General features: G+C 60.2%; 30 protein-coding genes. 9 read left to right on the top strand and 21 right to left on the bottom strand.

All coding sequences use genetic code 11. From position 1 onward, the window contains the following. The first annotated feature begins 6 nt into the window (after positions 1–6). A complete protein-coding gene (accC, locus tag WNY61_RS12175) occupies positions 7–1,359 on the top strand; it encodes an acetyl-CoA carboxylase biotin carboxylase subunit (RefSeq protein ID WP_342851698.1) in 1,353 nt (450 codons plus the stop codon). 6 nt (positions 1,360–1,365) lie between these two features. Continuing rightward, a complete protein-coding gene (aat, locus tag WNY61_RS12170; RefSeq protein WP_342851697.1) occupies positions 1,366–2,001 on the top strand; it encodes a leucyl/phenylalanyl-tRNA--protein transferase in 636 nt (211 codons plus the stop codon). Here aat and WNY61_RS12165 read toward each other — a convergent pair. Together WNY61_RS12165 and WNY61_RS12160 are read right to left on the bottom strand one after the other, a co-directional pair. Then, entirely contained in the window at positions 1,965–2,327 is a 363-nt protein-coding gene (locus WNY61_RS12165; RefSeq protein WP_342851696.1) for a DUF2155 domain-containing protein, read from the bottom strand. The genes aat and WNY61_RS12165 overlap by 37 nt on opposite strands. Before the next feature lie 55 nt (positions 2,328–2,382). Beyond that, positions 2,383–2,766: an NADH:ubiquinone oxidoreductase subunit NDUFA12 gene (locus WNY61_RS12160; RefSeq protein WP_007119998.1), complete on the bottom strand. Its 384-nt coding sequence runs from the start codon at positions 2,764–2,766 to the stop codon at positions 2,383–2,385. 124 nt (positions 2,767–2,890) lie between these two features. On the opposite strand from WNY61_RS12160, the gene WNY61_RS12155 reads away from it, so the two are divergent. Then, the gene (locus WNY61_RS12155; RefSeq protein WP_342851695.1) at positions 2,891–4,666 is read left to right on the top strand and encodes an FkbM family methyltransferase; all 1,776 of its coding nucleotides are present in this window, start codon (positions 2,891–2,893) and stop codon (positions 4,664–4,666) included. Here WNY61_RS12155 and WNY61_RS12150 read toward each other — a convergent pair. The 12 genes from WNY61_RS12150 to WNY61_RS12095 form a co-directional block, all read right to left on the bottom strand. Continuing rightward, the gene (locus tag WNY61_RS12150; protein WP_342851694.1) at positions 4,663–5,031 is read right to left on the bottom strand and encodes a RidA family protein; all 369 of its coding nucleotides are present in this window, start codon (positions 5,029–5,031) and stop codon (positions 4,663–4,665) included. The two genes, WNY61_RS12155 and WNY61_RS12150, sit on opposite strands and share 4 nt — an antisense overlap. Positions 5,032–5,100: 69 nt before the next feature. Beyond that, positions 5,101–6,369 carry an ATP-dependent Clp protease ATP-binding subunit ClpX gene (gene clpX / locus WNY61_RS12145; protein WP_007120001.1) on the bottom strand — a complete coding sequence of 423 codons (1,269 nt, stop codon included), beginning with the start codon at positions 6,367–6,369 and terminating at the stop codon, positions 5,101–5,103. A gap of 124 nt (positions 6,370–6,493) precedes the next feature. Then, positions 6,494–7,150, bottom strand: coding sequence for an ATP-dependent Clp protease proteolytic subunit (locus WNY61_RS12140; protein WP_007120002.1), 657 nt, complete (start codon positions 7,148–7,150; stop codon positions 6,494–6,496). Positions 7,151–7,271: 121 nt separating this feature from the next. Next, positions 7,272–8,372: a c-type cytochrome gene (locus WNY61_RS12135; RefSeq protein WP_342851693.1), complete on the bottom strand. Its 1,101-nt coding sequence runs from the start codon at positions 8,370–8,372 to the stop codon at positions 7,272–7,274. Next, complete coding sequence (soxC, locus tag WNY61_RS12130) at positions 8,356–9,615, bottom strand: sulfite dehydrogenase (protein WP_342851692.1); 1,260 nt, start codon at positions 9,613–9,615, stop codon at positions 8,356–8,358. The genes WNY61_RS12135 and soxC overlap by 17 nt, the downstream gene beginning before the upstream one ends. A gap of 73 nt (positions 9,616–9,688) precedes the next feature. Continuing rightward, positions 9,689–11,389: a thiosulfohydrolase SoxB gene (gene soxB / locus WNY61_RS12125; protein ID WP_342851691.1), complete on the bottom strand. Its 1,701-nt coding sequence runs from the start codon at positions 11,387–11,389 to the stop codon at positions 9,689–9,691. Positions 11,390–11,478: 89 nt separating this feature from the next. Continuing rightward, complete coding sequence (gene soxA, locus WNY61_RS12120; RefSeq protein ID WP_342851690.1) at positions 11,479–12,327, bottom strand: sulfur oxidation c-type cytochrome SoxA; 849 nt, start codon at positions 12,325–12,327, stop codon at positions 11,479–11,481. A 43-nt stretch (positions 12,328–12,370) separates the two neighbouring features. Beyond that, a complete protein-coding gene (gene soxZ / locus WNY61_RS12115) occupies positions 12,371–12,700 on the bottom strand; it encodes a thiosulfate oxidation carrier complex protein SoxZ (RefSeq protein ID WP_342851689.1) in 330 nt (109 codons plus the stop codon). Positions 12,701–12,733: 33 nt separating this feature from the next. Then, complete coding sequence (soxY, locus tag WNY61_RS12110; RefSeq protein WP_007120008.1) at positions 12,734–13,153, bottom strand: thiosulfate oxidation carrier protein SoxY; 420 nt, start codon at positions 13,151–13,153, stop codon at positions 12,734–12,736. Positions 13,154–13,265: 112 nt separating this feature from the next. Next, positions 13,266–13,736 carry a sulfur oxidation c-type cytochrome SoxX gene (gene soxX, locus WNY61_RS12105; protein WP_342851842.1) on the bottom strand — a complete coding sequence of 157 codons (471 nt, stop codon included), beginning with the start codon at positions 13,734–13,736 and terminating at the stop codon, positions 13,266–13,268. A gap of 139 nt (positions 13,737–13,875) precedes the next feature. After that, positions 13,876–14,460 (bottom strand): thioredoxin family protein, encoded by a 585-nt coding sequence (locus tag WNY61_RS12100; protein WP_342851688.1) that lies wholly within the window; start codon positions 14,458–14,460, stop codon positions 13,876–13,878. Between the two features lie 22 nt (positions 14,461–14,482). Beyond that, entirely contained in the window at positions 14,483–15,220 is a 738-nt protein-coding gene (locus WNY61_RS12095) for a cytochrome c biogenesis protein CcdA (protein ID WP_342851687.1), read from the bottom strand. Between the two features lie 98 nt (positions 15,221–15,318). On the opposite strand from WNY61_RS12095, the gene WNY61_RS12090 reads away from it, so the two are divergent. From WNY61_RS12090 to WNY61_RS12080, 3 genes are read left to right on the top strand one after another with little or no spacing between them, the layout of a single operon-like run. Next, positions 15,319–15,681, top strand: a complete 363-nt coding sequence (locus WNY61_RS12090; RefSeq protein WP_342851686.1) for a hypothetical protein — start codon at positions 15,319–15,321, stop codon at positions 15,679–15,681. Next, positions 15,678–16,016 (top strand): metalloregulator ArsR/SmtB family transcription factor, encoded by a 339-nt coding sequence (locus WNY61_RS12085; RefSeq protein ID WP_342851685.1) that lies wholly within the window; start codon positions 15,678–15,680, stop codon positions 16,014–16,016. The genes WNY61_RS12090 and WNY61_RS12085 overlap by 4 nt, the downstream gene beginning before the upstream one ends. Then, the gene (locus tag WNY61_RS12080) at positions 16,009–17,067 is read left to right on the top strand and encodes a YeeE/YedE family protein (RefSeq protein ID WP_342851684.1); all 1,059 of its coding nucleotides are present in this window, start codon (positions 16,009–16,011) and stop codon (positions 17,065–17,067) included. Before WNY61_RS12085 ends, WNY61_RS12080 begins: the two co-directional genes overlap by 8 nt. A 263-nt stretch (positions 17,068–17,330) precedes the next feature. Here the strand turns inward: WNY61_RS12080 and WNY61_RS12075 are convergent, their stop codons facing one another. Further along, a complete protein-coding gene (locus tag WNY61_RS12075; RefSeq protein WP_342851683.1) occupies positions 17,331–18,425 on the bottom strand; it encodes a zinc ABC transporter substrate-binding protein in 1,095 nt (364 codons plus the stop codon). A gap of 83 nt (positions 18,426–18,508) precedes the next feature. Here WNY61_RS12075 and WNY61_RS12070 point away from each other — a divergent pair, with 83 nt between their 5' ends. Genes WNY61_RS12070 through WNY61_RS12060 form a run of 3 tightly spaced genes read left to right on the top strand, consistent with a single transcriptional unit; the run spans position 18,509 to position 20,542 of the window. Further along, a complete protein-coding gene (locus WNY61_RS12070) occupies positions 18,509–18,988 on the top strand; it encodes a transcriptional repressor (protein ID WP_067628380.1) in 480 nt (159 codons plus the stop codon). Further along, positions 18,985–19,746 (top strand): metal ABC transporter ATP-binding protein, encoded by a 762-nt coding sequence (locus WNY61_RS12065; RefSeq protein ID WP_342851682.1) that lies wholly within the window; start codon positions 18,985–18,987, stop codon positions 19,744–19,746. The genes WNY61_RS12070 and WNY61_RS12065 overlap by 4 nt, the downstream gene beginning before the upstream one ends. Before the next feature lies 1 nt (position 19,747). Then, positions 19,748–20,542, top strand: a complete 795-nt coding sequence (locus WNY61_RS12060; RefSeq protein WP_342851681.1) for a metal ABC transporter permease — start codon at positions 19,748–19,750, stop codon at positions 20,540–20,542. A gap of 58 nt (positions 20,543–20,600) precedes the next feature. On the opposite strand, the gene WNY61_RS12055 is transcribed toward WNY61_RS12060, so the two are convergent. The 6 genes from WNY61_RS12055 to WNY61_RS12030 all read right to left on the bottom strand — a co-directional run bounded on the left by WNY61_RS12055 (position 20,601) and on the right by WNY61_RS12030 (position 25,627). Further along, entirely contained in the window at positions 20,601–20,999 is a 399-nt protein-coding gene (locus WNY61_RS12055; protein WP_007120020.1) for a RidA family protein, read from the bottom strand. Positions 21,000–21,022: 23 nt separating this feature from the next. Then, positions 21,023–21,712 carry an ABC transporter ATP-binding protein gene (locus tag WNY61_RS12050; protein WP_342851680.1) on the bottom strand — a complete coding sequence of 230 codons (690 nt, stop codon included), beginning with the start codon at positions 21,710–21,712 and terminating at the stop codon, positions 21,023–21,025. Then, a complete protein-coding gene (locus WNY61_RS12045; RefSeq protein WP_342851841.1) occupies positions 21,709–22,464 on the bottom strand; it encodes an ABC transporter ATP-binding protein in 756 nt (251 codons plus the stop codon). The genes WNY61_RS12050 and WNY61_RS12045 overlap by 4 nt, the downstream gene beginning before the upstream one ends. Positions 22,465–22,480: 16 nt before the next feature. Continuing rightward, on the bottom strand, positions 22,481–23,464 hold the full coding sequence (locus WNY61_RS12040) for a branched-chain amino acid ABC transporter permease (RefSeq protein ID WP_342851679.1): 984 nt from the start codon (positions 23,462–23,464) through the stop codon (positions 22,481–22,483). Between the two features lies 1 nt (position 23,465). Continuing rightward, positions 23,466–24,383 carry a branched-chain amino acid ABC transporter permease gene (locus WNY61_RS12035; RefSeq protein ID WP_342851678.1) on the bottom strand — a complete coding sequence of 306 codons (918 nt, stop codon included), beginning with the start codon at positions 24,381–24,383 and terminating at the stop codon, positions 23,466–23,468. A 98-nt stretch (positions 24,384–24,481) separates the two neighbouring features. Beyond that, positions 24,482–25,627, bottom strand: coding sequence for an ABC transporter substrate-binding protein (locus WNY61_RS12030; protein WP_342851677.1), 1,146 nt, complete (start codon positions 25,625–25,627; stop codon positions 24,482–24,484). Position 25,628 lies beyond the last annotated feature (1 nt).

Here is a 25,628-nt window from a genome sequence, read left to right as displayed (position 1 = left end):
CAGATCATGTTCAGCAAAATCCTAGTCGCCAACCGTGGAGAGATCGCCCTGCGCGTCATCCGCGCGGCCCGCGAAATGGGCATCAAGACGGTCGCGGTGCACTCCACCGCTGACAGTGACGCGATGCATGTGCGCATGGCCGACGAATCCGTCTGCATCGGCCCGCCGTCCAGCCAGCAATCCTACCTGTCGATCCCTGCGATCATCGCCGCCTGTGAAATCACCGGCGCCGAAGCGATTCACCCCGGTTATGGCTTCCTGTCGGAAAATGCAGGCTTTGTGCAGGTGATCGAAGACCACGGTCTGACCTTCATCGGCCCGACCGCCGAGCATATCCGTGTTATGGGTGATAAGATCACCGCCAAAGACACAATGAAGAAGCTCGGCGTGCCTTGTGTGCCCGGCTCTGAAGGTGGTGTGGCCTCGCTCGAAGAAGCCAAGCGTTTGGGTGAGGAGATCGGCTATCCGGTGATCATCAAGGCCACGGCAGGCGGCGGCGGCAAGGGCATGAAAGTCGCCCAAACTGCCAAAGACATGGAACGCGCCTTCCAGACCGCGCGGGCCGAGGGCAAATCGAACTTCGGCAATGACGAAGTCTATATCGAGAAATACCTGACCACCCCGCGCCACATCGAGATTCAGGTCTTTGGCGATGGCAAAGGCAACGCCGTGCATCTGGGTGAACGCGACTGCTCGCTGCAGCGCCGCCACCAGAAGGTTTTCGAAGAGGCTCCTGGCCCTTCAATCACTGAAGAAGAGCGCGCGCGGATCGGTAAGGTCTGTGCGGATGCCGTGGCCAACATCAACTACATCGGCGCGGGCACGATTGAGTTCCTCTACGAGAACGGCGAGTTCTATTTCATCGAGATGAACACCCGTCTTCAGGTGGAACACCCGGTGACCGAAGCGATCTTTGGCGTCGATCTGGTGCGTGAACAGATCCGCGTGGCCGGAGGGCTGCCGATGTCCTTCACCCAAGACGATCTAACCATCAACGGCCACGCCATTGAGGTTCGCATCAACGCCGAGAAACTGCCGAACTTCGCGCCCTGCCCGGGCCGGATCACGCAGTATCACGCGCCGGGCGGCCTTGGGGTTCGGATGGACAGCGCGCTTTACGACGGCTATTCGATCCCGCCCTATTACGACAGCCTGATTGGCAAGCTGATCGTGCATGGTCGTGACCGCCCCGAGGCGCTGGCGCGTCTAGGTCGTGCCTTGGGTGAGCTGATCGTGGACGGTGTCGACACAACTGTGCCGCTGTTCCACGCGCTTTTGGCCGAGGAAGACGTCCAGTCGGGCGGCTATAACATCCACTGGCTTGAGCATTGGCTGGAAACCAACCTCGGCAACGCCTGACGCCTGATGTCGGAGCTTACGCCCGAGATACTGCTGCACGGCTATTCCATCGGGATTTTCCCCATGGCCGAACACCGCGACGACCCAGAGATTTTCTGGGTCGATCCGCGGCGGCGTGGGGTGATGCCGCTCAACGGCTTTCACATCTCACGCTCATTGGCCCGCACCATGCGGCACAGTTCGTTTCACCATACGATCAACCGTGATTTCGATGGTGTCGTCGCCGCCTGTGCAGATCGTGAAGACACGTGGATCAACGAAGAAATCGCCGCCCTATACGGCGCGCTGCACCGCGCAGGCCATGCCCATTCGCTTGAAGTTTGGGACGAAGAGGCACTGGTTGGCGGCGTCTACGGCGTCACGCTAGGCCGCGCGTTCTTTGGTGAAAGCATGTTCTCGCGCCGGACCAACGCCTCAAAAATGGCGCTGGCGGCCTTGGTGGACCGCCTCCGCCGTGCAAACTTTATCCTGTTTGATACGCAATTCCTGACCGATCACCTCGCCTCCCTCGGAGCGCAAGAGATCAGCCGCGCCGATTATCATGCGCAGCTTGATGTGGCCAAACGCGGGCGCGCTGCGTTCAGCGCACCGGCCTTAGACAGTTTTCACGATGTACTACAGCGCAGGACCCAGATGTCATAGCGAAAGTGCTCAAGCGCGTGCAGCGCCGGGGCAGCGGCGATCATCCAGCCAGAGAACAGCGTCCCGGAATCGCCGCTCTCGGTAATTTCAAGCGCTGCGTAGGCATTGGCCGCCGGATCACCCACCGGATAGCGGCAATCAACCATAGTGATCTGTAAATTCCCAAGCGACTGGCTGTCACCTTTGATGATCTCTAGATCAATCGTATCGCCGGAAATCTTATCCAACGCCCGCAAGACGCCGCCCGTAGCACTGGCGACCTGAGGGCCCTCTTGTGCATGAAGTGGCGCTGCCAGCAGAAGCGCGGCGATCAGAAACTTTCTCATGAACCCACCCGGATTGCGTGAAATTTGGGGCCGCACGACAGGCGCGGCCGTCCGATCATTCAGGCTGCCAGGCCTCATAGTCTTTGCGCTCAAGCGGCTCAGCCCGGCGCAGCGACCCTGCGGGCGCATAGGCCATCGCGGTGCCGGTGCGATTCTCGACATGCGCCTTTTCCCACGGTTTGTGGATCAGCGGCTTGTCGGTCGGCGGCTCGTCCCATGTGCGGTGCAGCCAACCGTGCCAATCGGGGCTGACGCGGCTCGCTTCGGCCTCACCGTTGAAGATGACCCAGCGTTTGCTGTCATCGGCGTTGCGGTAATAGATATTGCCCTGCGCGTCTTCGCCCACCTTGCTGCCCTTGCGCCAAGTGAAAAGCTGGGTGTTCAACGTCTGGCCGTTCCACCATGTGACGCTTCGCAGAAGTGAATTGAGAATGCCCATCGAGGTCTCCGTTCCTGTTGTTCGTTATATGCACCATGGAGGCATTGGCGTCCAGCCTCGCCGCAAAGGTGCTTGGCCTGTGCGCGGCCTGTGGCTAAGGTTTGGAAAACAAACGAGGGCAGTGATGATCGAGGCGAATAAGACCCCGTCAGTGGCGGCAGAGTGCCACGGCGTTCGGGTGCCGCAGTCGCCTTTCTTGAACGACAGGCGCATTCAGCGGATCAACGCGGGCCGCTATGAGGGGCAAGAGATCGCCGGTGCCCTGGCCGTGATCCGCCCCGGTGACAGGGTACTGGAAATGGGCGCGGGGCTGGGGCTGGTGGGCGCAATCGCGGCACACAAAGCCGAGCCCGAAGCGGTGCTGTCATTCGAGGCGAACCCAAGCTTGATCCCCCATATCCGCGCGCTATACGATTTGAACGGATTAAAAGACAAGATAACCGTTCGAAATCAGTTGGTTATCAGCGCCTCAGATCGGCCAGAGCAGCTGCCTTTCCACCTGCGCAACTCTTTTCTTGGCTCGTCGCTGATCAACAGTGACACCCGCGAGACGACCGAAGTAGGCGTGCCAACCACCAGCTATTCGGAGGTTCGCCGTACCTTCAGACCCGATGTTCTGTTGATAGATATCGAGGGGGGCGAGTTAGAATTCTTACGTCATGCGTCGCTCGATGGTTTGCGCGCAGTGGTGATTGAGTTTCACCCCGAGGCCTATGGCCGCGAAGGCATGCGCGAATGTAAGAGGATCCTAGAACGTGCCGGTTTTCGCAAATGGCCCGATTATAGCACCCGGCTGGTCTGGACCTGTACGTTTGATCCGGCAGAACGCCCGCCCATGCCCGATGGTGGCTGGTCGACAGAGATTACGACTTTAGACAATGCGCTTGTTCAGCTTCCCGAGAGTGACGGCCTTGTCCAGCCGGGCGGTGTGTTGCAGGGCGATGGCCGCCCCTGCCCGCAGGCCGCACTCTGGCGCAACGGGCGCGCGCTGACCACACCGCCGCAGATGCCAAAAGGCCCGGTCGCCAAACTTGAGGGCAACTGGCTTTGGGGGGGCGTCCTGTGGTTGCACTTCGGGCATTTCTTGGTTGAAAGCACCTCGCGCCTTTGGGCGTTGGACCATCTTGACGACGAAATCGACGGCATCCTTTTTGCTCCAAAACGCGCCCGCCATGGCGGACAGGTATCGGGATACCATCGAGAGTTTCTCGATCTTTTGGGCTGTGACAAGCCGCTGATTTGTATCGACGCGCCTGTGCAGGTGGAGCGGTTGATTGTGCCGGGCCAAGGTTTTGGGCTGGGAAGTCTCATCACAGGCACCGCGCCTTACCGCGCGACAATCGCCCGTCGGTTCGCAAAGGATATCGCGTCCAAGGGGCCGGAAAAGCTCTATATCAGCAGAAGCAAACTGTCCGCCGGGCATGGCAAACTGTTGGGCGAAGAGGCACTGGAAACGCAGCTTGCCGCCCAAGGATACACCATATTCCACCCCGAAAAACACGGGCTTCGCGCACAGATTGAGGTCTACAAGGCCGCGAAACAGATCATTGCCGCCGAAGGCTCGGCCTTGCACCTGCTGGCCATGGTCGCCCGCCCCGAGCAGCAAGTTGCCATTGTTGTGCGACGCCCATCCTCCGCCACGCGTGGGTTAGAGCAGCATTTGCAAAGTTTCGCGGGGATCACTGCTGTCACCCTGTGCCATCTCACCCGCTCATGGAAACCTCTCGGGAAGGCCAAGTCCCGGCTCTGGATGGGAGAACTCGACATGCCCGCCTTGCAAGACAGCCTGCAAGCAACGGGTTTTATTGATGGCAGCGGACCACGATGGGCAAATCTAAGTCCTGCCGATGTTCACGCACGGCTCGGCGATCAATTTGAAATCGCGCCAGAGAAAGGCTAGCCCCCAGCATCCTCGCGCAGCATCGCGGTGACTTCGATTTCAATGCGATACTTGGGATCAATCAGCCCACATTCGATCATCGTTGCCGCAGGGGGATGCGCGCCAAAGACCTCGCGCAGCGGCGGCCAACAGCCCTCGAACTCAGCCGCGTCGGGCAGCATGTAGGTGACACGAACCACATGTTCGAAATCACTGCCCGCCTCCGCCAGCGCCCGCCCAATCGTCGCCAGTGCCGCTGCGCATTGTGCTGTCACATCAGCCCCTTCGCCCACGCAGCCCGAGACATAGACCATGCCGCCCGCGACCACTGCGCGGCTGTAACCGATCTTTTCCTCATAGGCACCGCCCGATGAAATCCGCTTCATGACCGTTCCTTTCATGCAAAAGGGCGGACCTATTGGCCCGCCCCCTATCTTTCTAACTCGCGTCGGGTCTTAGCCCGCGCTTGCCGGTTCTTTGCTTTCGCTGTCGGCGTGGATCATCAGGGGCTTCGCCTCCGACATCACAGCCTCTTCGTTGACGACAACCTCCGTCACCGTGTCCAGCCCCGGCAGTTCGAACATCGTGTCGAGCAGGATGTCTTCGAGGATGGAGCGTAGGCCCCGCGCGCCAGTTTTCCGCTCAATCGCGCGTTTGGCGATCGCGGTCAGCGCGTCGTCGGTGAAGGTCAGCTGCGTGTCTTCCAACTCGAACAGACGCTGGTACTGTTTCACCAAGGCGTTCTTCGGCTCTGTCAGAATGGTGACCAGCGCATCTTCGTCCAAATCTTCGAGCGTTGCCAGAACCGGCAGACGGCCGACGAATTCCGGGATCAGACCGAACTTCAGCAGGTCTTCCGGCTCAAGGTCAGTGAAAATCTCACCGATGCCGCGCGCGTCGTTGTCACGCACGTCAGCGCCAAAGCCCATGGCCGAGCCTTTGCCCCGCGCCGCGATGATCTTGTCGAGACCCGCAAAAGCACCGCCACAGATGAAGAGGATATTGGTCGTGTCCACTTGCAGAAATTCCTGCTGCGGATGCTTGCGCCCACCCTGCGGCGGGACGGAAGCCACGGTGCCTTCCATCAGCTTCAAGAGCGCCTGCTGCACGCCTTCACCGCTCACATCACGGGTGATGCTGGGGTTTTCGGACTTGCGCGTAATCTTGTCGACCTCGTCGATATAGACGATCCCGCGCTGCGCACGCTCAACGTTATACTCGGACGATTGCAGCAGCTTGAGGATGATGTTCTCCACATCCTCACCCACGTAACCGGCTTCGGTCAGCGTGGTCGCATCGGCCATGGTGAAGGGCACATCCAGAATACGCGCCAGCGTTTGCGCAAGCAGCGTCTTGCCGCAGCCGGTGGGGCCGATCAGCAGGATGTTGGATTTCGCCAGTTCGATATCGCCGCCCTTTTGGGCGTGGTTAAGCCGTTTGTAGTGGTTGTGGACCGCCACCGAGAGCACGCGCTTGGCCATCGCCTGACCGATCACGTAATCGTCCAGCACGCCGCAGATGTCGCGGGGTGTTGGCACGCCGTCGGTCGCCTTGAGGCCCGAGGCTTTGGTCTCTTCTCGGATGATATCCATGCACAGCTCGACGCATTCGTCACAGATGAACACGGTCGGCCCCGCAATCAGCTTGCGCACCTCGTGCTGGCTCTTGCCGCAGAAGCTACAGTAGAGCGTGTTTTTGCTGTCGTTGCCGGAATTATTCGCCATCTCAAACCTTTCAGGTCTGTCGTGTATGTCCGCCCCGAACTTGGGGCTGCGATATTTGGCCTCAAGCTTAGGCCAGTGATCCCGGCGCTACAATCGCAAAATATGCAGCACCGGGCTCCTTCTATTACTTGTCTTTCTTGCCCTTGGCGGTGGCTGCGGCGTCTTCCGCCTTGCCGCGGCTCTCGACGATCTCGTCCAAATGGCCCCACTCTTTGGCTTCCTCGGGTGTCATCCAGAGGTCACGGTCGAGCGCCTTTTGCACGACATCCAGCGGCTGGCCGGAGTGTTTGACATAAAGCTGGTACATCCGCTCACGGGTCCGCTCAATATGTCGGGCCGAGATTAGGATGTCTTCGGCCATGCCCTGCGAGCCGCCGGACGGCTGGTGGATCATCACTTCGGCATTGGGCAGCGCGAAACGCATGCCCTTTTCGCCGCCGATCGCGATGACCGACCCCATCGAGGCCGCCATGCCGCAAATGAGGGTCGAGACCTTGGGTTTGATGTATTGCATCGTGTCATAGATCGACAGACCCGCCGTCACCTCGCCACCGGGCGAGTTGATGTACATGCTGATTTCTTTGGTCGGGTTCTCCGCTTCAAGGTGCAGCAGCTGCGCGACGACCAGATGGCTCATCCCGCTGTGGATCGGGCCGTTGACGAAAATGATCCGCTCTTTCAGCAGACGCGAGAAGATATCGTAGGACCGCTCGCCCCGGCTGGTCTGTTCAACCACCATCGGGACAAGCGTGTTCATGTATGTATTGATCGGGTCGTTCATGCGTGCCTGCCTCAGTTCGTGTTCGCGGGACCATACCCGCAAAACTGTTACCCAGAGATTAGTCCCCCCGGTATGGGGGTTCAAGGGGGGCAGGCACGTCAGTTTTCTCTAATCGCCTCAATCACTCCGATGCGTCACGCAGGTAGGCGATCAGCGCTTCGATGTCTTCTTCTTTGCGCACGCCAGGGAAGGACATTTTTGTGCCCTTCATGTAGCCTTTGGGGTCGCTTAGAAAGTTGGTCAATGCATCGTGCGTCCAGACCAGACCACCATCGGCTGCCGCTTCCATCGCTTTGGAATAGCGGAACCCTTCGACCGCGCCCGCCGGCCCGTCGACGATACCGTTCAACACGGGGCCGACGCGATTTTTGGCCTTGGCGCCGATCTGGTGGCAGGATTTACATTTGCGAAACGCCTTCTCCCCCGCTTTGATGAGGGCGGGATCAGCTGCGGGCGCTTCGGCGACTTCAACAGGCGCTTCTGTCGGGGCTGTCTCAGGGGCGGGTGCCGCTTCGGGTGTCGTCGCCTCAGACGCCGCCTCTTCAGTCGCGGGTGCTGGGGTCTCTGCTTCGGCCTTCGCGGCGGCTTCCTTGGCGGCGGTTTCCTCGGGCGTTACGTCCAAAACGGCGGCGCGCATGGTGATTTCGACCGATGGCTTACAGTCGGTCATACACGGCTCGCCCTTAAAGGCGGCAAACTCTACCTCCTCACGATCGTCGGGCTTGAAGGCCTCTTCGTTTGGCAAACGCGCCTCGTTAAAGTTGTCTGACGAGAGCACAAAATCATCATCCACCTCGTCGTTGAGATAGAGCAGATAGGCCGTAATCGCATAGACCTCATCATCGGTCAGCGACTGCGCATCGCCAAAGGGCATTGCGCGGTTGATGTAATCGTAGACCGTTGAAAGGTAAGGCCAATAGCTCCCGATCGTCTTCACGGGTCGAGCGTTGGATAGGCTGCCCTGCCCGCCTGCCAGCACCGGCCAGCGGCCCGTACCTTCGCCAAAGACACCATGACAGGCCGAGCATTTTTCGGTGTAGATGCCGTCACCCGTCATCACATCGCCGCTGCCCTCGGGCAGGCCCAAACCGTCGGGCCGCACGTCGATATCCCAAACAGAGACCTCTTCGGGCGTGGCAGATCGACCAAGGCCCAGAGGCTCGGCAGCAAGGGGGCTGGCCATGGTGCTGGCCAGCAGCGCAAGTTTAAGAAATCTCGACATTTTCGGCCTTTCCGTCAGCGTCAACAGCCCAAGTCTGGATGCCATTGTTGTGGTAGATCGAATTCTCGCCCCGGATCGCGCGCAGGGCATTTTTGGTGGGTTGGACATAGCCGGTGCTGTCATGCGCACGGCTTTGCAACAGCAGCGGTTTTCCGTCCCATTCGAAATCATAGTAAAAGCGGTGCAGCGCCTTGGGCGTGCTTGGCCCGTCCATCCGCGCCTCGTGCCATGTGATGCCGCCATCAAGGGTCACATCCACGCGCGGAATGGTGCCGCGACCCGACCAAGCCAGACCCGTCAGAACAGTCGGCCCTGCGCCGTGGGTGATTGGCGCCTGTGGGCTGGGACTGGTGATGACCGATTTCGCGTCCATCTCCCAAGTAAAGCGCCGTGCCACGCCATCGGCCAGAAGGTCGGTGTATTTGCTTGTCTCTTCGCGGTGGTGCCAAGGCTGGTCGCCGACTTCGAGCCGCCGCAGCCATTTGACCCACATGTTGCCTTCCCAACCCGGCACAACCAGACGCACGGGATAGCCCTGTTCAGGCCGCAGCGCTTCGCCGTTCATTTTGAAGGCGATCAAACAGTCGTCCAGCGCCTTTTCCATCGGAATCGAGCGGCTCATTGCGGCGGCATCGGCGCCCTCGGCTAGCAGCCATTTGCCTTGCGCCTTGATGCCAGCCTCTTCCAGCAGCAGGCGCAGCGGGATGCCGGTGTATTGGACGTTGTGGATCATGCCGTGGGTGAACTGCACGCCGTTCAACTGCGAACCGCGCCATTCCATCCCGGAATTCGCCGCACATTCAAGGAAATAGACGTGGTTTTCGCGCGGGAAGCGCATGAGGTCTTCCATGGTGAAGACCAGCTCGCGATCAACCAAGCCGTTGATCATCAACCGATGTTCCGCCGGATCGACCTTGGCCACACCAGAGTGGTGCCGCTCGAAACACACACCGTTGGGGGTGATGGTCCCGTCAAGCGCATGGATCGGGGTGAAGTTGATCGAGCTCACCGGATCGGCGGTCAGCCATTCCACAGTGCGGCGCTTTACATCGGCCTCATAGGGCGATGGAATGCCATAGGGCGCAACATCAACGCCGTCGCCCAGCTCCTGCATCCAAGGTTTGATCGCAATCGCAGGGTCTGTTTCAGCGCCCGCGCGTCCCGCCAGCGTCCCTGCAGCCACCGCCCCTGCCCCTGTTAGAAAGGCACGGCGCGATGGCCCATTGTGGTTGTCGTCAGTCATGTCGTGGCCCTCACATATTCAAATTCATTTTATTGAATTTGTTTGCGCGTGAGAACCCCTATTCTGCTTTTTCTCAGTCCGGCAGAACGATTTCCACCGGTGTGCGCGCACCATCGGAAACCGTTCCCAGTTTCGAGATATGGCTTTCCACCACATCCCAAATCGGCGGCCCTTCGGTGCCCTCGTTGACCGAGGCCCAACCCGCGACCACATAGTTCCGCGATGGATCAATCGGCTCGCCCGAACTGAGCAGGGTCATGTCGCTGATCCGCTCGCCCTGCGGTTTGGCGATGTCCATCTTGAAACCCATGCCGCCGACGCGCACCATGTCACCGCCCTGCTGATAGTATGGATCAGGGTTGAAGAGGTTATCGCCCACGTCTTCCAGCACGACTTTCAGGAATTCTCCTGTCATTTCAGTGCGGTACGCGTTGGGATAGGTCATGGAGGTGACGTTAAAAATATCTTCGCGCGTGATGTCTTGGCCCGGCAGGATCGACGGCCCCCAACGGACACCGGGGCTGAGCGCGATCTCGGCGTCGCGCTCACTCAGCAGCGCGTCGCAGATCAGGTCGTCCCATGTACCGTTGAAGTTGCCGCGACGGTAGAGCAGCGCGTCGGACTTGCCGACCACATGGGTCAGATCATCCAGATACGGCGCGCGCTGTGCGTCGATCAATTTGGTGATCTCAGCATCGGGCGTGATCAGATCCGAGAAGATCGGGATCAGCTTGTGCCGGATCCCCATCATTTTGCCATCGCGCACATCCAGATCGACGCGGGAAACGAATTTCCCGTTTGAGCCAGAGGCGATGATATGGGTCTCGCCGATCAGCACCGGCTCGGGCAGCGCGTCATGGGTGTGACCCGACAGGATCACGTCGATCCCTTTGACGATCCCGGCCATCTTCTTGTCGACGTCAAAGCCGTTGTGGCTCAGGCAAACGACGAGTTCAGCGCCCTGAGCGCGGACCTCATCCACCATCTGCTGCATATGTTCATCGCGGATGCCAAAGGAGTATTCCGGGAACATCCAACCGGGGTTGGCGATCGGCATATAGGGGAAGGCCTGACCGATCACGGCGATCTTCACGCCGCCGCGCTCGAAGAATTCATAAGGTTTAAAAAGTTCGGCAGGCTCATCCCACTCCGCGTCAAAGATGTTTTGGCCAAGGGCCGCGAAGGGCAACCCCTGCACGATCTCCTGCACCCGCTCAGACCCCAGCGTGAACTCCCAATGGAAGGTCATCGCATCAGGCTTCAGCGCGTTCATCACGTTGACCATGTCCTGACCTTCGGTCTTGAGACAGGTCATCGAGCCGTGCCACGTATCACCGCCGTCCAGCAGCAGCGCATCGGGGCGATCGGCGCGGATGGCGTTCAGCACGGTGGCCACACGGTCCAGCCCGCCGACTTTGCCGTAAGCCTGCGCATGGGCGACGAAATCATCATAGGTCAGCGCGTAATCCAGCGGCGTGCCGCCGCCGATGCCGTAACGGATGCGGAAATCCTCACCGGTGATATGAGGCACCTTGCCACGATTATCGCCCACGCCGATGTTGACCGATGGCTCGCGGAAATAGATCGGTTTCAACTGCGCGTGGATGTCGGTCACATGCATCAGGGTGACATTGCCAAATTTCTCAAACTCCAGCAGCGCGTCCTGATCAAAGCGGTCCTGCGCGGCCAGTCGCGCCCAGTTGCCGAAGCCCGAGCCGCCATAGATGGAGGCCGCAGCCATGGACATTTGCAGAAAATCACGGCGAGACAGCATGTTATGGCTCCGTCACTTGAAAACAGGGAAAGGCCCCGCCCCCTGTTATAGGGGCGGGATCAGGTCAGGCAAAATGCCCGGATGTTAAATTAGTTGCGTACCGATGGCGCTTCGACCGAGAGGCCGTTGCCGCGGCTGGCGACGTAAAGCTCAAGAGCCACAAACTCGGGGCTGCCGGGCTTGAAGGTCTCTGCACGGGTGTCGCGAATACAACCTTGAAAACGCGCGTGGCTGCCGTTGAGCTTGGTGTTCTTCAGACGATACACCGGAAAGCCGTTGATCTGGCCTTGGCTCAGGTGGTCAGCCCGGATCATGTTGCCGTAGTTGTCTTCATGACAATTGGCGCAGCTCAGCTCAAGCTGACCGTAGCGGGTGTAATACATCTCTTTGCCCTGCTCCCACGTGCTTTGGGCTGGGCCGTCGATGGCGACATTCACCGGCATGCCGCGCGACTGGACTGAGATCAGCGCCTCCATCGCGGTCATCTCATTGCCAGTGTATTTATAGGGCTCGGCCCCCATCTGGTTTTCGCGGCAGTCGTTGATCTGCATCGCCAGCGTGCGAACTTCGCCCGCCTCTTCGTTCCATTTGGGATAGACGGCGCGAACACCTTCCATCGATTCCACGTCATTGTGACAAGACGCGCAAGATTTGCCCTCGCTGCCCTCTGCCGTGTCCCAAGCCGCCTGGGCTTGGTCGACAAAGATCATGCCGGGGTTGTCGAAATCGTCCATCTGCGTTTGCTGTGTCTCATCCGAGCGGAAGCGCCAGCCAGACATGATTTCCGGCAAAGCCCCCTCAAGATGCGCAGGCGCGTCGGTTTTGGTCACCATCTCGATCTCGCCGTTGACGACAAGCTCGGCCTCCTCATCGGCCATCCCCAACATGGGGGCGGCCACCAAAAGCGCCGCAACAGCGGTCATTGCCTTGAATTTCATGTCTTTCCTCCCTGTTCCACGCGCGGTGTCGGCTGACGCCGGATCAGCCGATCGCGATGGATTTGACTTCTTCGTAGACCGAACCGTCATCATCGTACCATGTGAATTTGAAGTCGCCGGCCTCGGGCACGGTGGCGTCAAATTCGAAATAGGGGTTGGTCGACATTGCCGGTTCCATCTTCACGTCGATCACGCTTTCGCCGTTAAACTCAGCCGTAAAGCGGTTGATGATCGAACGCGGGATGACATTGCCGTCGCCGTCTTTGCGCTGGCCCGATTCCATCGGGTGGCTGATCAAGGTCTTGATCGTGATGACCTCACCTGCCTCGGCGCTTTTGGGGACTTTGACGCGAGGGGTTACACCTTCTGCCATTTTTTAGAACTCCTGTATTTGGGGCGCGCGGACTTAACCGCCGCAGCCGCCGATTGTAACTTTGATTTCTGCACTGGCGCGGGCAAATGTGCCGTCTTCCAGCTTGGCGATGGCAACGACGTCTTGGGTCGTGGCCAAACGAATGCGGGTCGATGCGCTGCGCGAACCGGCCAGCGGGCCGAAGTTGAACGTGCCCACGGGCGGTGTCGGGTTGCCGGTGGCCAGCACCATGATCGCGGATGCGCCGGGTGCTTCGACCGAGATTGGCACGGTGTTGCCGTTTTCGGCAATCTCAGGTGCTGTCAAGGTCACACCGGTGTCGGCCATATCGGCACCGCCAGTGAATTCCGCGATCAGTTCGTCGACCGTGGCGGCAGAGGCTCCAACAGGCAGCATGGTCAGCGCTACGGCACCAAGGCCGAGGCCGAAAGTTTCACGTCTTGAGAAGTTCATCTCTCATCTCCTTATGCGTCAGCGGCGCTCTGCGCCGTCATTCATTTCCGCGGTGCGTTGACCGCGATGATCTGTCAAACCGCGCACCGCCATCGGCGGCAGCGGTGTTGAATTACTCTTTCAGCGTCGCCAAGAAGGCGACGACATCTTCGATTTGCTGGGCATCCAGCAGAGGCGGCAGCGGCTCAGACCCGGCCTTGCCGGTGAAGCCGTCGCCGGGGCGCACATAGCCGCTGGTTTTGTAGTAGGAGGGCATCATCGACCCTTCAAAGGTCATCTTGCTGTTGGCGACGATGCCGCGCAGCTCTGCCTCATTCCAGCGGTCGCCTGCCCCGTCGAGCATCGGGCCAATCTCGCCTTGGAAGGGCACATCGCTCAATGCGCTGACCTGATGACAGGCCACGCAGTTGCCCGCTTTCTTATTGCCGACGATGGCAGCGCCATTGGCAGCATCGCCGGGCGTTCCTGTCAGCGATTCCTCAACCGACCCATAATCGTCAAAGCTGACATCAGTCGGCGTCACAGGTTCGGCGGCGGCCAGAACAGGTGCGCCGGACACAACTGCGGCGACAATCCATTTCATCATCGAAAACTTCCTCCCAGTGCCGATCACGTTGATGTGTGATCCGGTTATCCTGACCCTAAGGCAGGGATGCGGCGCGGCGCAACAACAAATTCAAACTTTTGAATAGCTTTACATCCGCGCCACTGTTTTTCACGGCTTAATCCGTGCTGCCGTTGTTGCGCTCTTGGATCATTCGCGCGTGGTAGCGCTGGAAATCCTCGACGCCTTCAAGGGCGTAGCGTTCTTCGTTGACCCATGTCAGCATGTCCAGCGTTGTGCCCTTGCCGAAAGCACCCGGCATCACCGCCACTGCCGCCTGCGGTGCTGTCGCATCTTCGGACACCTCTTGGGGCAGAAACATCAGCGTCGGGGTAAAGAGCATCCCCCATTTCCGCGCCATCTGCTTTTCCGAGAGGGTCTCACCATCGAAATCGGTGACTTCGATGTCCCCATGCAGGTTCAACTGCACGACAAAGTAATTCTCTTCGATGTACTCGCTGATCTCAGAGGCCGGATAGACCTCCTCGTGCATCTTGGTGCAATAGACGCAGCCGCGCTGCTCAAACATCAGCATCAGGCGCTTGTCCTCGGCGTTGGCCTCCTCCAAATCCTCACGCAGGTCTTTGAAGGTGTCGCGCATCCACGACGTCTTGTGCAGACCGTCGTCGCCCAGTTCCGCTGCGGCCAATGGCCATGCCAGCAGCACTGCGGCGGCTGCAGCTCCTATCCTTGAGATAATCATCTTGGCGTCCTCCCTGTTGCGCCTACCCTAGCGTCGTGAAGCTGGGGAACCAACGGATCATTGCATCCGCGATCAATTGCACCCCGCCCGTCACGATCAACACGGCAAAGAGGATCAGCATGACCCCCATCGCCTTTTCGACCTTTTGCACCAGTGCCATATGCCGCGCGGCCCAGTTGAGAAACGGCTTGGCAAAGAGTGCCGCCACCACGAAGGGCGCGGTCATCCCGACACCATAGGCGAACAACAGCAGCCCTCCCCGCGTAATATCGCCCATGCCCGAGGCAATCATCAAGATCGCCGCCAGCGCCGGGCCCACGCAAGGCGTCCAGCCAAAGCCAAAGGCCAGTCCCATCACATAGGCACCCCAGATCGACGTGGGCTTGCCGCCCCCCTCCAACCGCGCTTCGCGGTAGAGCAGCGGCACTTTGATGACGCCCAGAAAATGCAGACCAAAGACCAACAAGATCGCCGCCGCCACCCAGCTAAGCGGCTCAAGGTATTGGGTAAACACCTGCCCCAAGGCCGTAGCCCCCATGCCCAGCAGCACGAAGATCGTCGACACCCCAAGCGCGAATAGCACCGAAGACAGCACCAGCCGCCGCTGCGCCCCCGGCGCAATCGCGCCATCGCCGCGCAATTCGGTCACGCTGAGCCCTGCCATATAGCTGAGGTAAAAGGGCACCATCGGCAGAATACAGGGGGTAAAGAAGCTGAGCAGCCCCGCCAGAAGCGCGCCTGCATAGGTGATGTCGAACATGTTACCCCCTCGCCCGCGCCGACGAAAGCCGCCGCGCTTGAACAATTCACATATTCAAATTACGTTGAGTGTCATCTAAACGTCAATCAGGCAAGCCAATGATCCGCACACTGACCGCCCTGAGCCTCGCGGCCTTTACCGCCCTGCCCGTTTGGGCGGTGGAACTGGTCATGGTCGAACAACCCGGCTGTATCTATTGCGAACGCTGGGACAAAGAGATTGCCCCCGCCTACCCCAAGACTGCCGAGGGGGAATTTGCCCCGCTGCGCCGCGTCGATATCTCTGAGGTTGAAGACAGCGTCACCCCCCAGCGCGCGGTGGTCTTTACCCCAACCTTCCTATTGGTTGAAGACGATCATGAACTGGGCCGCCTCGAAGGCTACCCGGGTGCGGAATTTTTCTGGCCCATGCTTGATATGCTTTTACGCGACAAGACCGATTTCGAGGAACCGACCGAATGACAGCCCTGCCCGTGATTACCCCCGACATGTCCGAAGAGGACATGGACCGGATGCTGACCAATGCCGTGACCGCGTCGAATTTCCTCAAGGCGATCAGCCATGAGGGGCGGTTGATGATCCTCTGCCACCTTGTGTCGGGTGAGAAGTCGGTAAGCGAGTTGGAAGCGCTGCTCGCCACGCGACAGGCCGCTGTGTCTCAGCAACTCTCACGGCTCAGGCTCGAAGGGCTGGTGACGCCGCGCCGGGACGGTAAAACGATCTACTACAAGCTGGCCGATGACCGCCCGCGCAAGATGCTGGAGCTGGTCTACGAATTGTTCTGCAAGGATGATTGAACTACTGGGCCAGCCGCTGACCGCCGCCCTCTTGGGTGGATTGGGCGGCGTATTGCTGGGCCTTGCCGCACGATTGGGGCGGTTTTGCACATTGGGCGCGATCGAAGACATGCTCTATGGCGGCTCCAGCCACCGAATGCGCATGTGGGGCTTGGCGATCGGCGTTGCCATCGTGGGCAGTTTCACCCTTGGCGGGTTTGGCCTGATCAACATCGACCGCGCCTTTCATCTGACCGTCGCTTTCTCTTGGGCACCTGCGATCTTTGGCGGGCTGATCTTCGGCTATGGTATGGCGCTGGCGGGCACCTGCGGTTTTGGCGCGCTCGCGCGGCTTGGTGGCGGTGACCTGCGTGCATTTGTTATCGTGGTGGTCATGGGGCTTGCGGCTTTTGCCGTGCTCTCCGGCCCCCTCGCCCCGGCGCGGGTTTTTCTCTTCCCCCGGCAGTTGAACGTGGGCCCGCCCGATGGCATCGCTCATGCGCTTTCTGCACTCACAGGCGAACCAGTGGCAATGATTGGGGTGGCTCTAGGGTTGGTGATCTGTGCCTTCATGCTGAGCGCCCGCGCCTTTCGCCGTGATTTCCGTATGGTCTTTTGGAGCGTGATCGCCGGTCTCGCCATTGTCTCGGGCTGGGCGGGCACGGCGTGGCTGGCACAAACCGGCTTTGGCACACAGACGCTCATGTCTCACAGCTATGCCGCCCCCGTGGGAGAGACACTGCTCTACGCCATGCAAGGCTCAGTCCGCCCGCTGAGCTTTGGTATCGGCTCCGTCTCGGGCGTTTGGGTCGGCGCGTTCCTCGGCTCCCTCTGGCAGGGGCATTTCCGTTGGGAAGCTTGCGAAGACCCGCGCGAGCTGCGGCGTCAGATATTTGGTGCCGGGCTCATGGGCGCAGGCGCGGTGATCGCCATAGGCTGCACCATTGGGCAAAGTCTGTCGGCCATATCGGTCTTGGCCTTCAGCGGGCCGGTAACCTTGGCCTCAATCATTGCCGGAGCAGCGATCGGTCTGCGCCAACTGATCGTCGGATTTCGCAGCAATCCGGTATAGCACGTCATAAAACCGTGACAGTTCTAGTGCATATACAGGGCAAATAAGACACCAAAGGAGGCATGATAACCCGGCGCGGCATTCTCATCGTCCTTGCCATCGGTCACACAGCCCAAGCCTTCGAAGCTTTAGACGACATCCCCGCCAATAAGGGCGGCGACAAGATTTCGGTCTGATCCACATTTAATACAATTAATTTTAGCACGTAAGATGTGGTGCAGCTTTCCGGCTGCACCACTTTTCTTTGTCGGGACAGTCCCCAATCAATCTGACAGGCAATCGGCCATATTCTGCGCCATCCCCCGCAGCAGATCAGCATAGAGAGCGGCGCCCGGGACCAGATCGGCGCCCAGCGGGTCAAGCGTTCCGGTCCCGGTGCCCTGCCCCTCGGTCACAGCGGCAATTAGGCCGGGATTGAACTGCGGCTCGGCAAAAACGCATTTCGCACCGCTATCTGCTACCACGCCCCGCAATTCGGCTACGCGGGCCGCTCCCGGCGCACGGGCGTCATTCTCGCTGATGGCGCCAAGTGCCTCAATGTCGAAACGCGCTTCGAAGTAATGGTAAGCATCGTGGAAGACGATGAAGGGGCGATCTTTAACCGGCGCGAGGGTTTCTGCGATGTCGTCTTCCAACGCGGCAAGCGCAGCCTGCGCGGCCTCTGCATTCTCCCGGTACTGCGCGGCATTTTCAGGGTCCAGCTTGATCAGGGCTTCGGCGATTTGACCCAGCCAAAGCTGACCGTTACGTGGATCAAGCCAAACATGCGGATCCTTGCCGCTATCGACGTGACCGTGCCCGCCGTTATCATGAGCCTTATCGCTCAATACGTCCTGATCATGGCCGTAATCGTCGTGTACCTTGCTCTTATGCTCGTCGCTATCATCGTGCTTATGCACGTCGCTATCATCGTGCTTATGCACGTCGCTATTATCGTGCTGCTCTGCGTGATCATGATCACCGTGCGTTTCTTGCTCCTCATCCCTATGGTCATGGGCCTCAAACATAGCTCCTTCGCGGAAGGGCAACACTTGGGTGCCGGGCTGTTCCATCAAGGCCAGATGGCTTGCGCTTCCTGCCAATGAATTCAGCGGGTCGGCCAACCACGGGGTCAGCAACGGCCCTACCCAAACAACCAAGTCAGCCCCGTTCAGCGCGCGTGCCTCTGAGGGGCGCATCGCATAGCCATGGGGCGAGCTGCGCGGCGGCACGATCAGGTCAGGCGTACCAACCCCTTCCATCACCTGAGACACCAGCGCATGCACCGGCGCGATGTCCGTGGCGACGGCAGGCACATCAGCCCAAAGCGGCGACGAGATACCGGCAATAAGAGCAGCAGAAAGAGAAGAACGATACATGGCAGACCTTCAAAATGTTATAGTATTACCTTGCTAGCATCGTTGTTATAACATATCAATGACCAAACGAATTGAGGTCCCCCATGAGCGCCATCGAGTTTCGCGATCACGACCATGCCGCCTGTATGCGCAGCACCATGCAGGCCGCCGAAGCGCAATGCGCCGCGCGCGGGCTGCGGCTGACCCCGGTGCGCCGTCGTGCGTTGGAAATTTTGCTGTCAGAGCACCGCGCTTTGGGCGCCTATGACCTCTTGGCCCATCTCTCGGCCGAAGGCTTGGGCGCGCAGCCCCCTGTGGCCTACCGCGCGCTGGATTTTTTGGTCAAAGCCGGGCTGGCCCATAAGATCGAAGCGCTTAATGCCTATGTCGGCTGCGTGCATCCGGGCGAAGACCACGCGCCCGCCTTCCTAATCTGCCGCAGCTGCCGTTCCGTGGCAGAAGCCGAAACCTCGCCGACCAAAAGCCGCCTTGGCGATGCCGCCCGCGCCGCAGGTTTCCGCATCGAGCGTAGCGTCGTCGAAGCCGAAGGTCTTTGCCCCGCCTGCCAAGAGACCGGCGCATGAGCCTGATTGAGACCCGCGACCTGACCCTGCGCCACGACGGGCAAGTCGCGCTGCGCGATGTGAACTTTAACATCGAGGCAGGCGAGATTGTAACCATCGTCGGCCCTAACGGCTCGGGCAAATCCAGCCTGCTGCGCGCGCTGATCGGGGCGCTAAAACCAGCGGCGGGCAGAGTGATCCGCAAGCCGGGGCTGCGCATCGGATATGTGCCGCAGAAGCTGCAGATTGATGCCACCCTGCCGTTGACCGTGCGGCGTTTCGTCAACCTGCCGCGCCGCCAAAAGCCCGAGGCGATCCGCGATGCCCTTGCCACCGCTGGCGTGCCGGAATTGGCCGAGCGGCAGATGGTCGACCTCTCTGGCGGGCAGTTCCAGCGCGTGCTGCTGGCCCGCGCCCTGCTGGAGAAGCCCGATCTGCTGATCCTTGATGAGGCGACCCAAGGGCTCGACCAACCCGGCTCTGCCGCGTTTTATCGCCAGATCGAAGCGGTGCGCCAAGACCTCGGCTGTGCCGTGCTGATGGTCAGCCACGATTTGCATGTGGTGATGGCCGCCAGTGACCGGGTGCTGTGCCTCAATGGTCATGTCTGCTGCGAAGGCACGCCAGAAGCCGTGGCCGATGCGCCCGAATACCGCGCGCTGTTTGGCAGCGGCACCCAAGGGGCGCTAGCGCTCTATCGTCACGATCACGACCACCATCACCACCATCACACGCACCACCACGGCGACGCCTGTGATGGACAGCACGAAGAGACCTAGAATGCTTGACGATTTTATTCTGCGCGCAGCACTTGCCGGGCTTGGCGTGGCGCTGGCTGCCGCACCGCTGGGCTGCTTCGTGATCTGGCGGCGCATGGCCTATTTCGGCGATGCCACAAGCCACGCCGCCCTTCTGGGCGTTGCGCTGGCGCTGGCGACCGATCTGCCGATCACCGCAGGCGTTCTGTTGGTAGCCTTGGTGATGGCGCTGGTAATCAGCACACTGTCGGGCCGCAATGTTAGTGCAGACGCGCTGCTTGGCGTCATGGCCCATTCCGCGCTGGCGCTTGGGTTGGTGGCCGTGTCGCTGCTGCCGGGGCAGCGGGTTGATCTGTCGTCTTACCTCTTTGGGGAAATCCTTGCCGTTACCCGCTTTGATCTTGCCGTGATCTGGGGCGGGGCCGTGGCCGTGGCGTTGCTATTGGCATGGCGCTGGTCGGCGCTGCTCGCCGCCACGTTGAACCCAGACCTCGCGCAGGCCTCTGGCGGCAACCCAAAGCGCGAGCAGTTGATCCTGACGTTGGCGCTGGCGATCATGGTGGCTGTGGCGATTAAAGTGGTCGGGGCGCTGCTGATCGCCGCCATGCTGATCATCCCCGCCGCCACCGCGCGCCCCTTTGCCCGCACGCCTGAGACTATGGCGATTTGGGCGATGGGACTGGGCGCTTTGGCAGCCCTAGGTGGGCTGATGGCATCGCTGAAATTCGATACGCCGACGGGGCCCAGCATCGTCAGCATCGCCGCCGCACTCTTTGCGCTGTCTTCGGCGCTGGCCCCACTGCTGCGCCGGGCATAGGCCCTTGCCCGCCCGGCCCTGCGAGGGCCGCGCGGGTCATCTTATCGATGCGGCGCGCTTAGCGCTTGATCACCGCGTCGGCTTCGATCTCAAGCTTGGCCTCGTCTTCGACAAGCCCTGCAACCACAACCATGGCCATCGCCGGGAAATGTTTGCCCATAACCTCACGGTAGGCGCGACCCACGTCCTTTTGCGCGGCAAGATATTCTTTCTTATCCGTTACATACCATGTCAGGCGCATGATATCTTCGGGCGTGCCACCCGCCGCTTCGACCACTGCGCGGATGTTTTGCAACGCCTGTTTCATCTGACCGATAAAGTCATGGCACTCAAATTTCTGGTCCGCAGTCCAACCAATCTGACCGCCCACAAACAGATGGCCATCGGCGCTGAGCATACCATTTGCATAGCCCTTGGCAGGCGCCCAACCTTCGGGCTGGATAGTCTGATGCGACATGTCGTGTTCCTTTTTATTAACAGTCACACGCCGAGAAACTGATCGGCGATTTGGGAATCGAGCGCGGGCATCGGGCCAGTCCAGACCGAGCGTCCACGTTCGAGAATAACGGCGTGATCCGCGACGCGGCGCAGCTCGGCGAGAGATTTATCCACCACCAATAGCGCCAGCCCGCTGTCACGTTTCAACTGCGCCACGGCGGACCAGATTTCTTGGCGCACCACGGGGGCAAGCCCCTCTGTCGCCTCGTCCAGCAGCAGCAGTTTGGGGTTCGTCATCAGCGCCCGGCCAATGGCCAACATCTGTTGCTCGCCGCCCGAAAGCGAGCCTGCCGCCTGATCGCGCCGTTCGCCCAGACGGGGGAAAAGCGCGACAACCCGCGCCTCGTCCCATTCACCGGGACGCGCGGCGGCGATGAGGTTTTCATGCACTGTGAGCGGCGCAAAGCATCGCCGACCTTCCGGCACCAGCCCCACCCCGGCCTGTGCGGCGCGGAAACTGGGCAGACCGCCAATGTCGCGCCCGTCAAACGTCACGCTGCCGCCACTGTGCTTCAGCATCCGGCAGATCACTTTGATGGTCGAGGATTTACCCATCCCATTGCGCCCCGTCAGCGCGCAGACCTCGCCTTCCTTCAGCACCAGATCGACGCCGAACAGCGCCTGCGTCGGGCCATAGGACGCGGTGATGCCCGTGAGTTCAAGCAAGCTCATGCCGCGTCCTCCTCACCCAGATAGGCGACACGCACCTGTGGGTCTGCCTTGATCTCGGCCGCGGTGCCGCTGGCGATGATCTGACCATAGACGAGCACCGAAATACGATCTGCGAGGGCGAAAACCGCATCCATGTCATGCTCCACCAACAAGATCGGCGCTTCTTGCCGGAGCGTATCAAGAAAGCCTGTCATTTCCTTTGAACCACTCGCCCCAAGGCCCGCCATCGGTTCATCCATCAAAAACACCTTTGGCCGCAGGGTCAGCGCCACGGCGACTTCCAACTGACGGCGTTGCCCATGGGACAGGTCCGCCGTGCGCTTGGCCGCGTGATCCGCCAGCCCCACCAGTTCCAACGCGCGCATCGCTTCGGCCCGCAGTTCTGCCTGTCGCATCACCGGCCCGAAGAAGCGCATCACCCGCCCCGATTGCCCAAGCGCACCCAGCACCGCGTTTTGCAGCACGGTATATTCCATCGCCAGCGAAGATATTTGAAACGTCCGCCCCAGCCCCGCCCGCGCACGCTGCACGGTGCTCAGCGGCGTCACGTCCTGCGCCGCGAAATGAACCGTGCCACTGTCAGAGCGTAGCCCGCCAGCGATCTGTTTGATCAGCGTCGACTTGCCCGCACCATTGGGGCCGATCAGTGCGTGAATTTCACCTTTGCGCAGGGTTAGCGATACATTGTCAGTCGCCTTCAACGCACCAAAGCTTTTGTGCAGGTTGCGTATATCCAAAAGCGCCTCAGTCATCTGTTCGGGCATCTGTTCAGTCATGGGCCACCTCCCGTCCGGCAATCAGGCCAATCATGCCGCCACGGGCAAAGAGCACGACCAGCAGCAACAGCAGCCCCAGATAGATGTGCCAGAACTCGCTTAAGCCCCCCAAAACATGCTCAAGCAAGATAAACAGCGCCGCCCCGGCCACGGGACCAAAGAGCCGCCCCACCCCGCCGAGGATCACAAAGACCATGATTTCCCCGCTCGTCTGCCAAGAGAACATCGTCGGGCTGACAAAACGGTTGAGGTCAGCAAAAAGCGCTCCCGCCAGCCCCGTCACCGCGCCAGAGATCACAAAGGCCACCAGTCGCAAACGGAACGGGGCAAGGCCCACGGCCTCTACCCGCTCGGCGTTTTGCCGCGCCGCCGACAGCGCCAGCCCGAAGGGTGCGCGAGCCAGTCGACCGACAAAGAAAAGGACCACAGCTAGGATCGCAAAAGCAACAGCAAAAAACGTCAGCGGATCAAGCGTGTTCAACCCCGGAAACCCGTTGCGCACATAGATCGACAGACCATCTTCGCCGCCATAAGCAGGCCAAGAGATCGCAAAATAGAAAAGCATCTGCCCAAAAGCGAGCGTGACCATGATGAAATAGACGCCTGAGGTTCGCAAAGAGAGCGCGCCGATTAGCAGCGCCGCGAGAGCGGAGACCGCCAGCGCCAGCAACCAGATCACCGGCATAGACTTGGTGCCCTCAATCAAAATGGGGTTTTCCATCAGCGGCGTATAACTCTGCGCGTGGGCCGCCAGTATGCCCATGGCATAGCCGCCAAGGCCAAAGAATGCCGCGTGGCCAAAGCTGACCAGCCCGCCGAGGCCAAGCGCGATGTTCAGCCCAACCCCCGCCAGCGCAAGGATTGCAGCCTTGGTCGCCAGCGTGATGATGAACGGCTCATCCAGTGCAAAGGCCGCAAGCGCCGTGGCGGGCAGCAGCAGAAAGAGGAAGGTGTTAAGAATGGTTTCGCGGGTCATCTCACGCCTCCCCAAAGAGGCCGGTGGGTTTGAACAGCAATACCCCCGCCATCAAAATATAGATCGACATGGATGCCAGCGAAGAGCCCACGGATGTCGCCGCCGACGCCTCCATGAAATTGGCAAAGAATATTGGCAGCAGGACTGACCCCAGCGTGTCTGTCAGCCCCACCAGCAGCGCCCCAATCAGCGCGCCTTTGATTGAGCCGATACCGCCGATGACAATGACCACAAAAGCGAGGATTAGCACCGGCTCGCCCATGCCCACCTGCACCGATTGAATGGCCCCCACCAGCGCACCGGCAAGCCCGGCCAGCGCCGCGCCAAGTGCGAAGATCAGTGTGTAGAGCTTGGCAATATCAACACCAAGTGCTGCGATCATCTCGCGATCCGCCTCGCCTGCGCGTATTTGAATGCCGATGCGCGTCCGCGCGATCAGCAAAAACAGCCCCGCGGCAATCACCAACCCGACACCGATGATGACCAAACGGTACAGAGGATATTGAATGCCCCCTGGCAGCATCACCGGTCCGGACAGCGCCGAGGGAATTTCGAGAAACAGCGGGAATGAGCCGAACAGAAACCGCGTCCCTTCCGAGAAAATCAGGATCAGCGCGAAGGTGGCCAGCACTTGATCAAGGTGGTCGCGGTCATAAAGCCTGCGGATCACCGTCATCTCAATGAGACAGCCAGCCAAAGCAGACGCCGCTAAGGCCGCCACCAGCGCCAGCAGGAATGACCCCGTCGCCGCGGCCACAGCCGCAGCCACAAAAGCGCCGACCATATAAAGCGATCCATGAGCGAGGTTAATCAGCCCCATCACCCCGAAGATCAGGGTGAGGCCCGCAGCCATCAGGAACAGCATGACCCCGGATTGGACCCCGTTTAACACCTGTTCGATGAGCAGGATGAATGACATTTAGCAAAATCTCCCGGCGCGCCGGACACGTGGTGGCCCGGCGTGTAAGTGGTGAAATGTCGGCCCCGGCGCGAGATCAGCGTCGGGGCCGCGCGGGATTACATTTTGCAGTCAGCCGCGTAGGCGTCAGCGTGATCCGTCAGCGAAGGGCCAACAAGCTTGTTGGTGTAGACATCGCCCTCCTTAACCACTTCACGCACATAGAAGTCTTGGATCGGGTGCTGGTTGTTGCCAAAGCTGAACTTGCCCCGCACGGAGGCAAAATCCGCTTCCTTCAGGGCTGCTTGGAAAGCGTCAGCGTCAGAGACATCGGCCTTGCCCATCGCGCTCAGCAGCAGGTTCGCGGTGTCGTAGCCTTGGCTCGCATAAAGCGATGGCAAACGGTCGTATTCTTCTTGGAACGCGGCCACGAACTCTTTGTTCGCCTCGTTATCCAAGTCCTTGTTCCATTGGCTGGTGTTCTTGATGCCAAGTGCGGCCTCGCCCACGGCCTGCAAGATACCCTGGTCAAAGCTGAAGGCCGGGCCCACGACAGGCAACTCAACGCCGGAGTTGGCGTATTGCTTGAGGAAGGAAATCCCCATGCCGCCGGGCAGGAAGAAGAACACGCTGTCGGCACCCGAGGCACGGATCTGCGCGATCTGGGCGGCATAGTCGGTCTGGCCCAGATCGGTGTAAACCTCACCCGCAGCCTCACCCTCATAGGTGCGTTTATAGCCTGTCAGTGCGTCCTTGCCCGCCGGATAGTTCGGCGCCAGCATGAAGGTGTTCTTGTATCCTGCGTCATTGGCGTAAGCGCCCGCGGCCTCGTGCAGGTTGTCGTTCTGCCATGCCACGTTGAAATACAGTGGGTTACACCCTTTGCCCGCCAGCGCCGAAGGGCCAGCATTGGGCGACAGATAGAATTTACCCTGCGCGGTCGCCGACGGTACCACAGCCATCGCAAGGTTCGACCAGATGATCCCAGTCAACACGTCGACCTTTTCGGACTGGATCATCTTATCGGCCAGCTGCACGGCGATATCAGGCTTTTGCTGGTCATCTTCGACCACAACTTCGAGGTTCTCATTCCCGGCCATTTTGGTGGCCAGCATGAACCCGTCGCGCACATCAATGCCAAGGCCGGCGCCGCCGCCTGATAGGGTGGTGATCATACCGACCTTCACCTTGCCGCCTTCGGCCCATGCGCCGCCCGCCGCCAGTGCCGCGACCGAGGCCGCCATCACGAATGACTTCATCTTCATT

The organism is Sulfitobacter sp. AS92 (genome assembly GCF_038900015.1).
Taxonomy (GTDB): domain Bacteria; phylum Pseudomonadota; class Alphaproteobacteria; order Rhodobacterales; family Rhodobacteraceae; genus Sulfitobacter.
The sequence above is the reverse complement of the archived record's forward strand: the minus strand, read 5'-3'. Positions and strand labels throughout refer to the sequence as shown.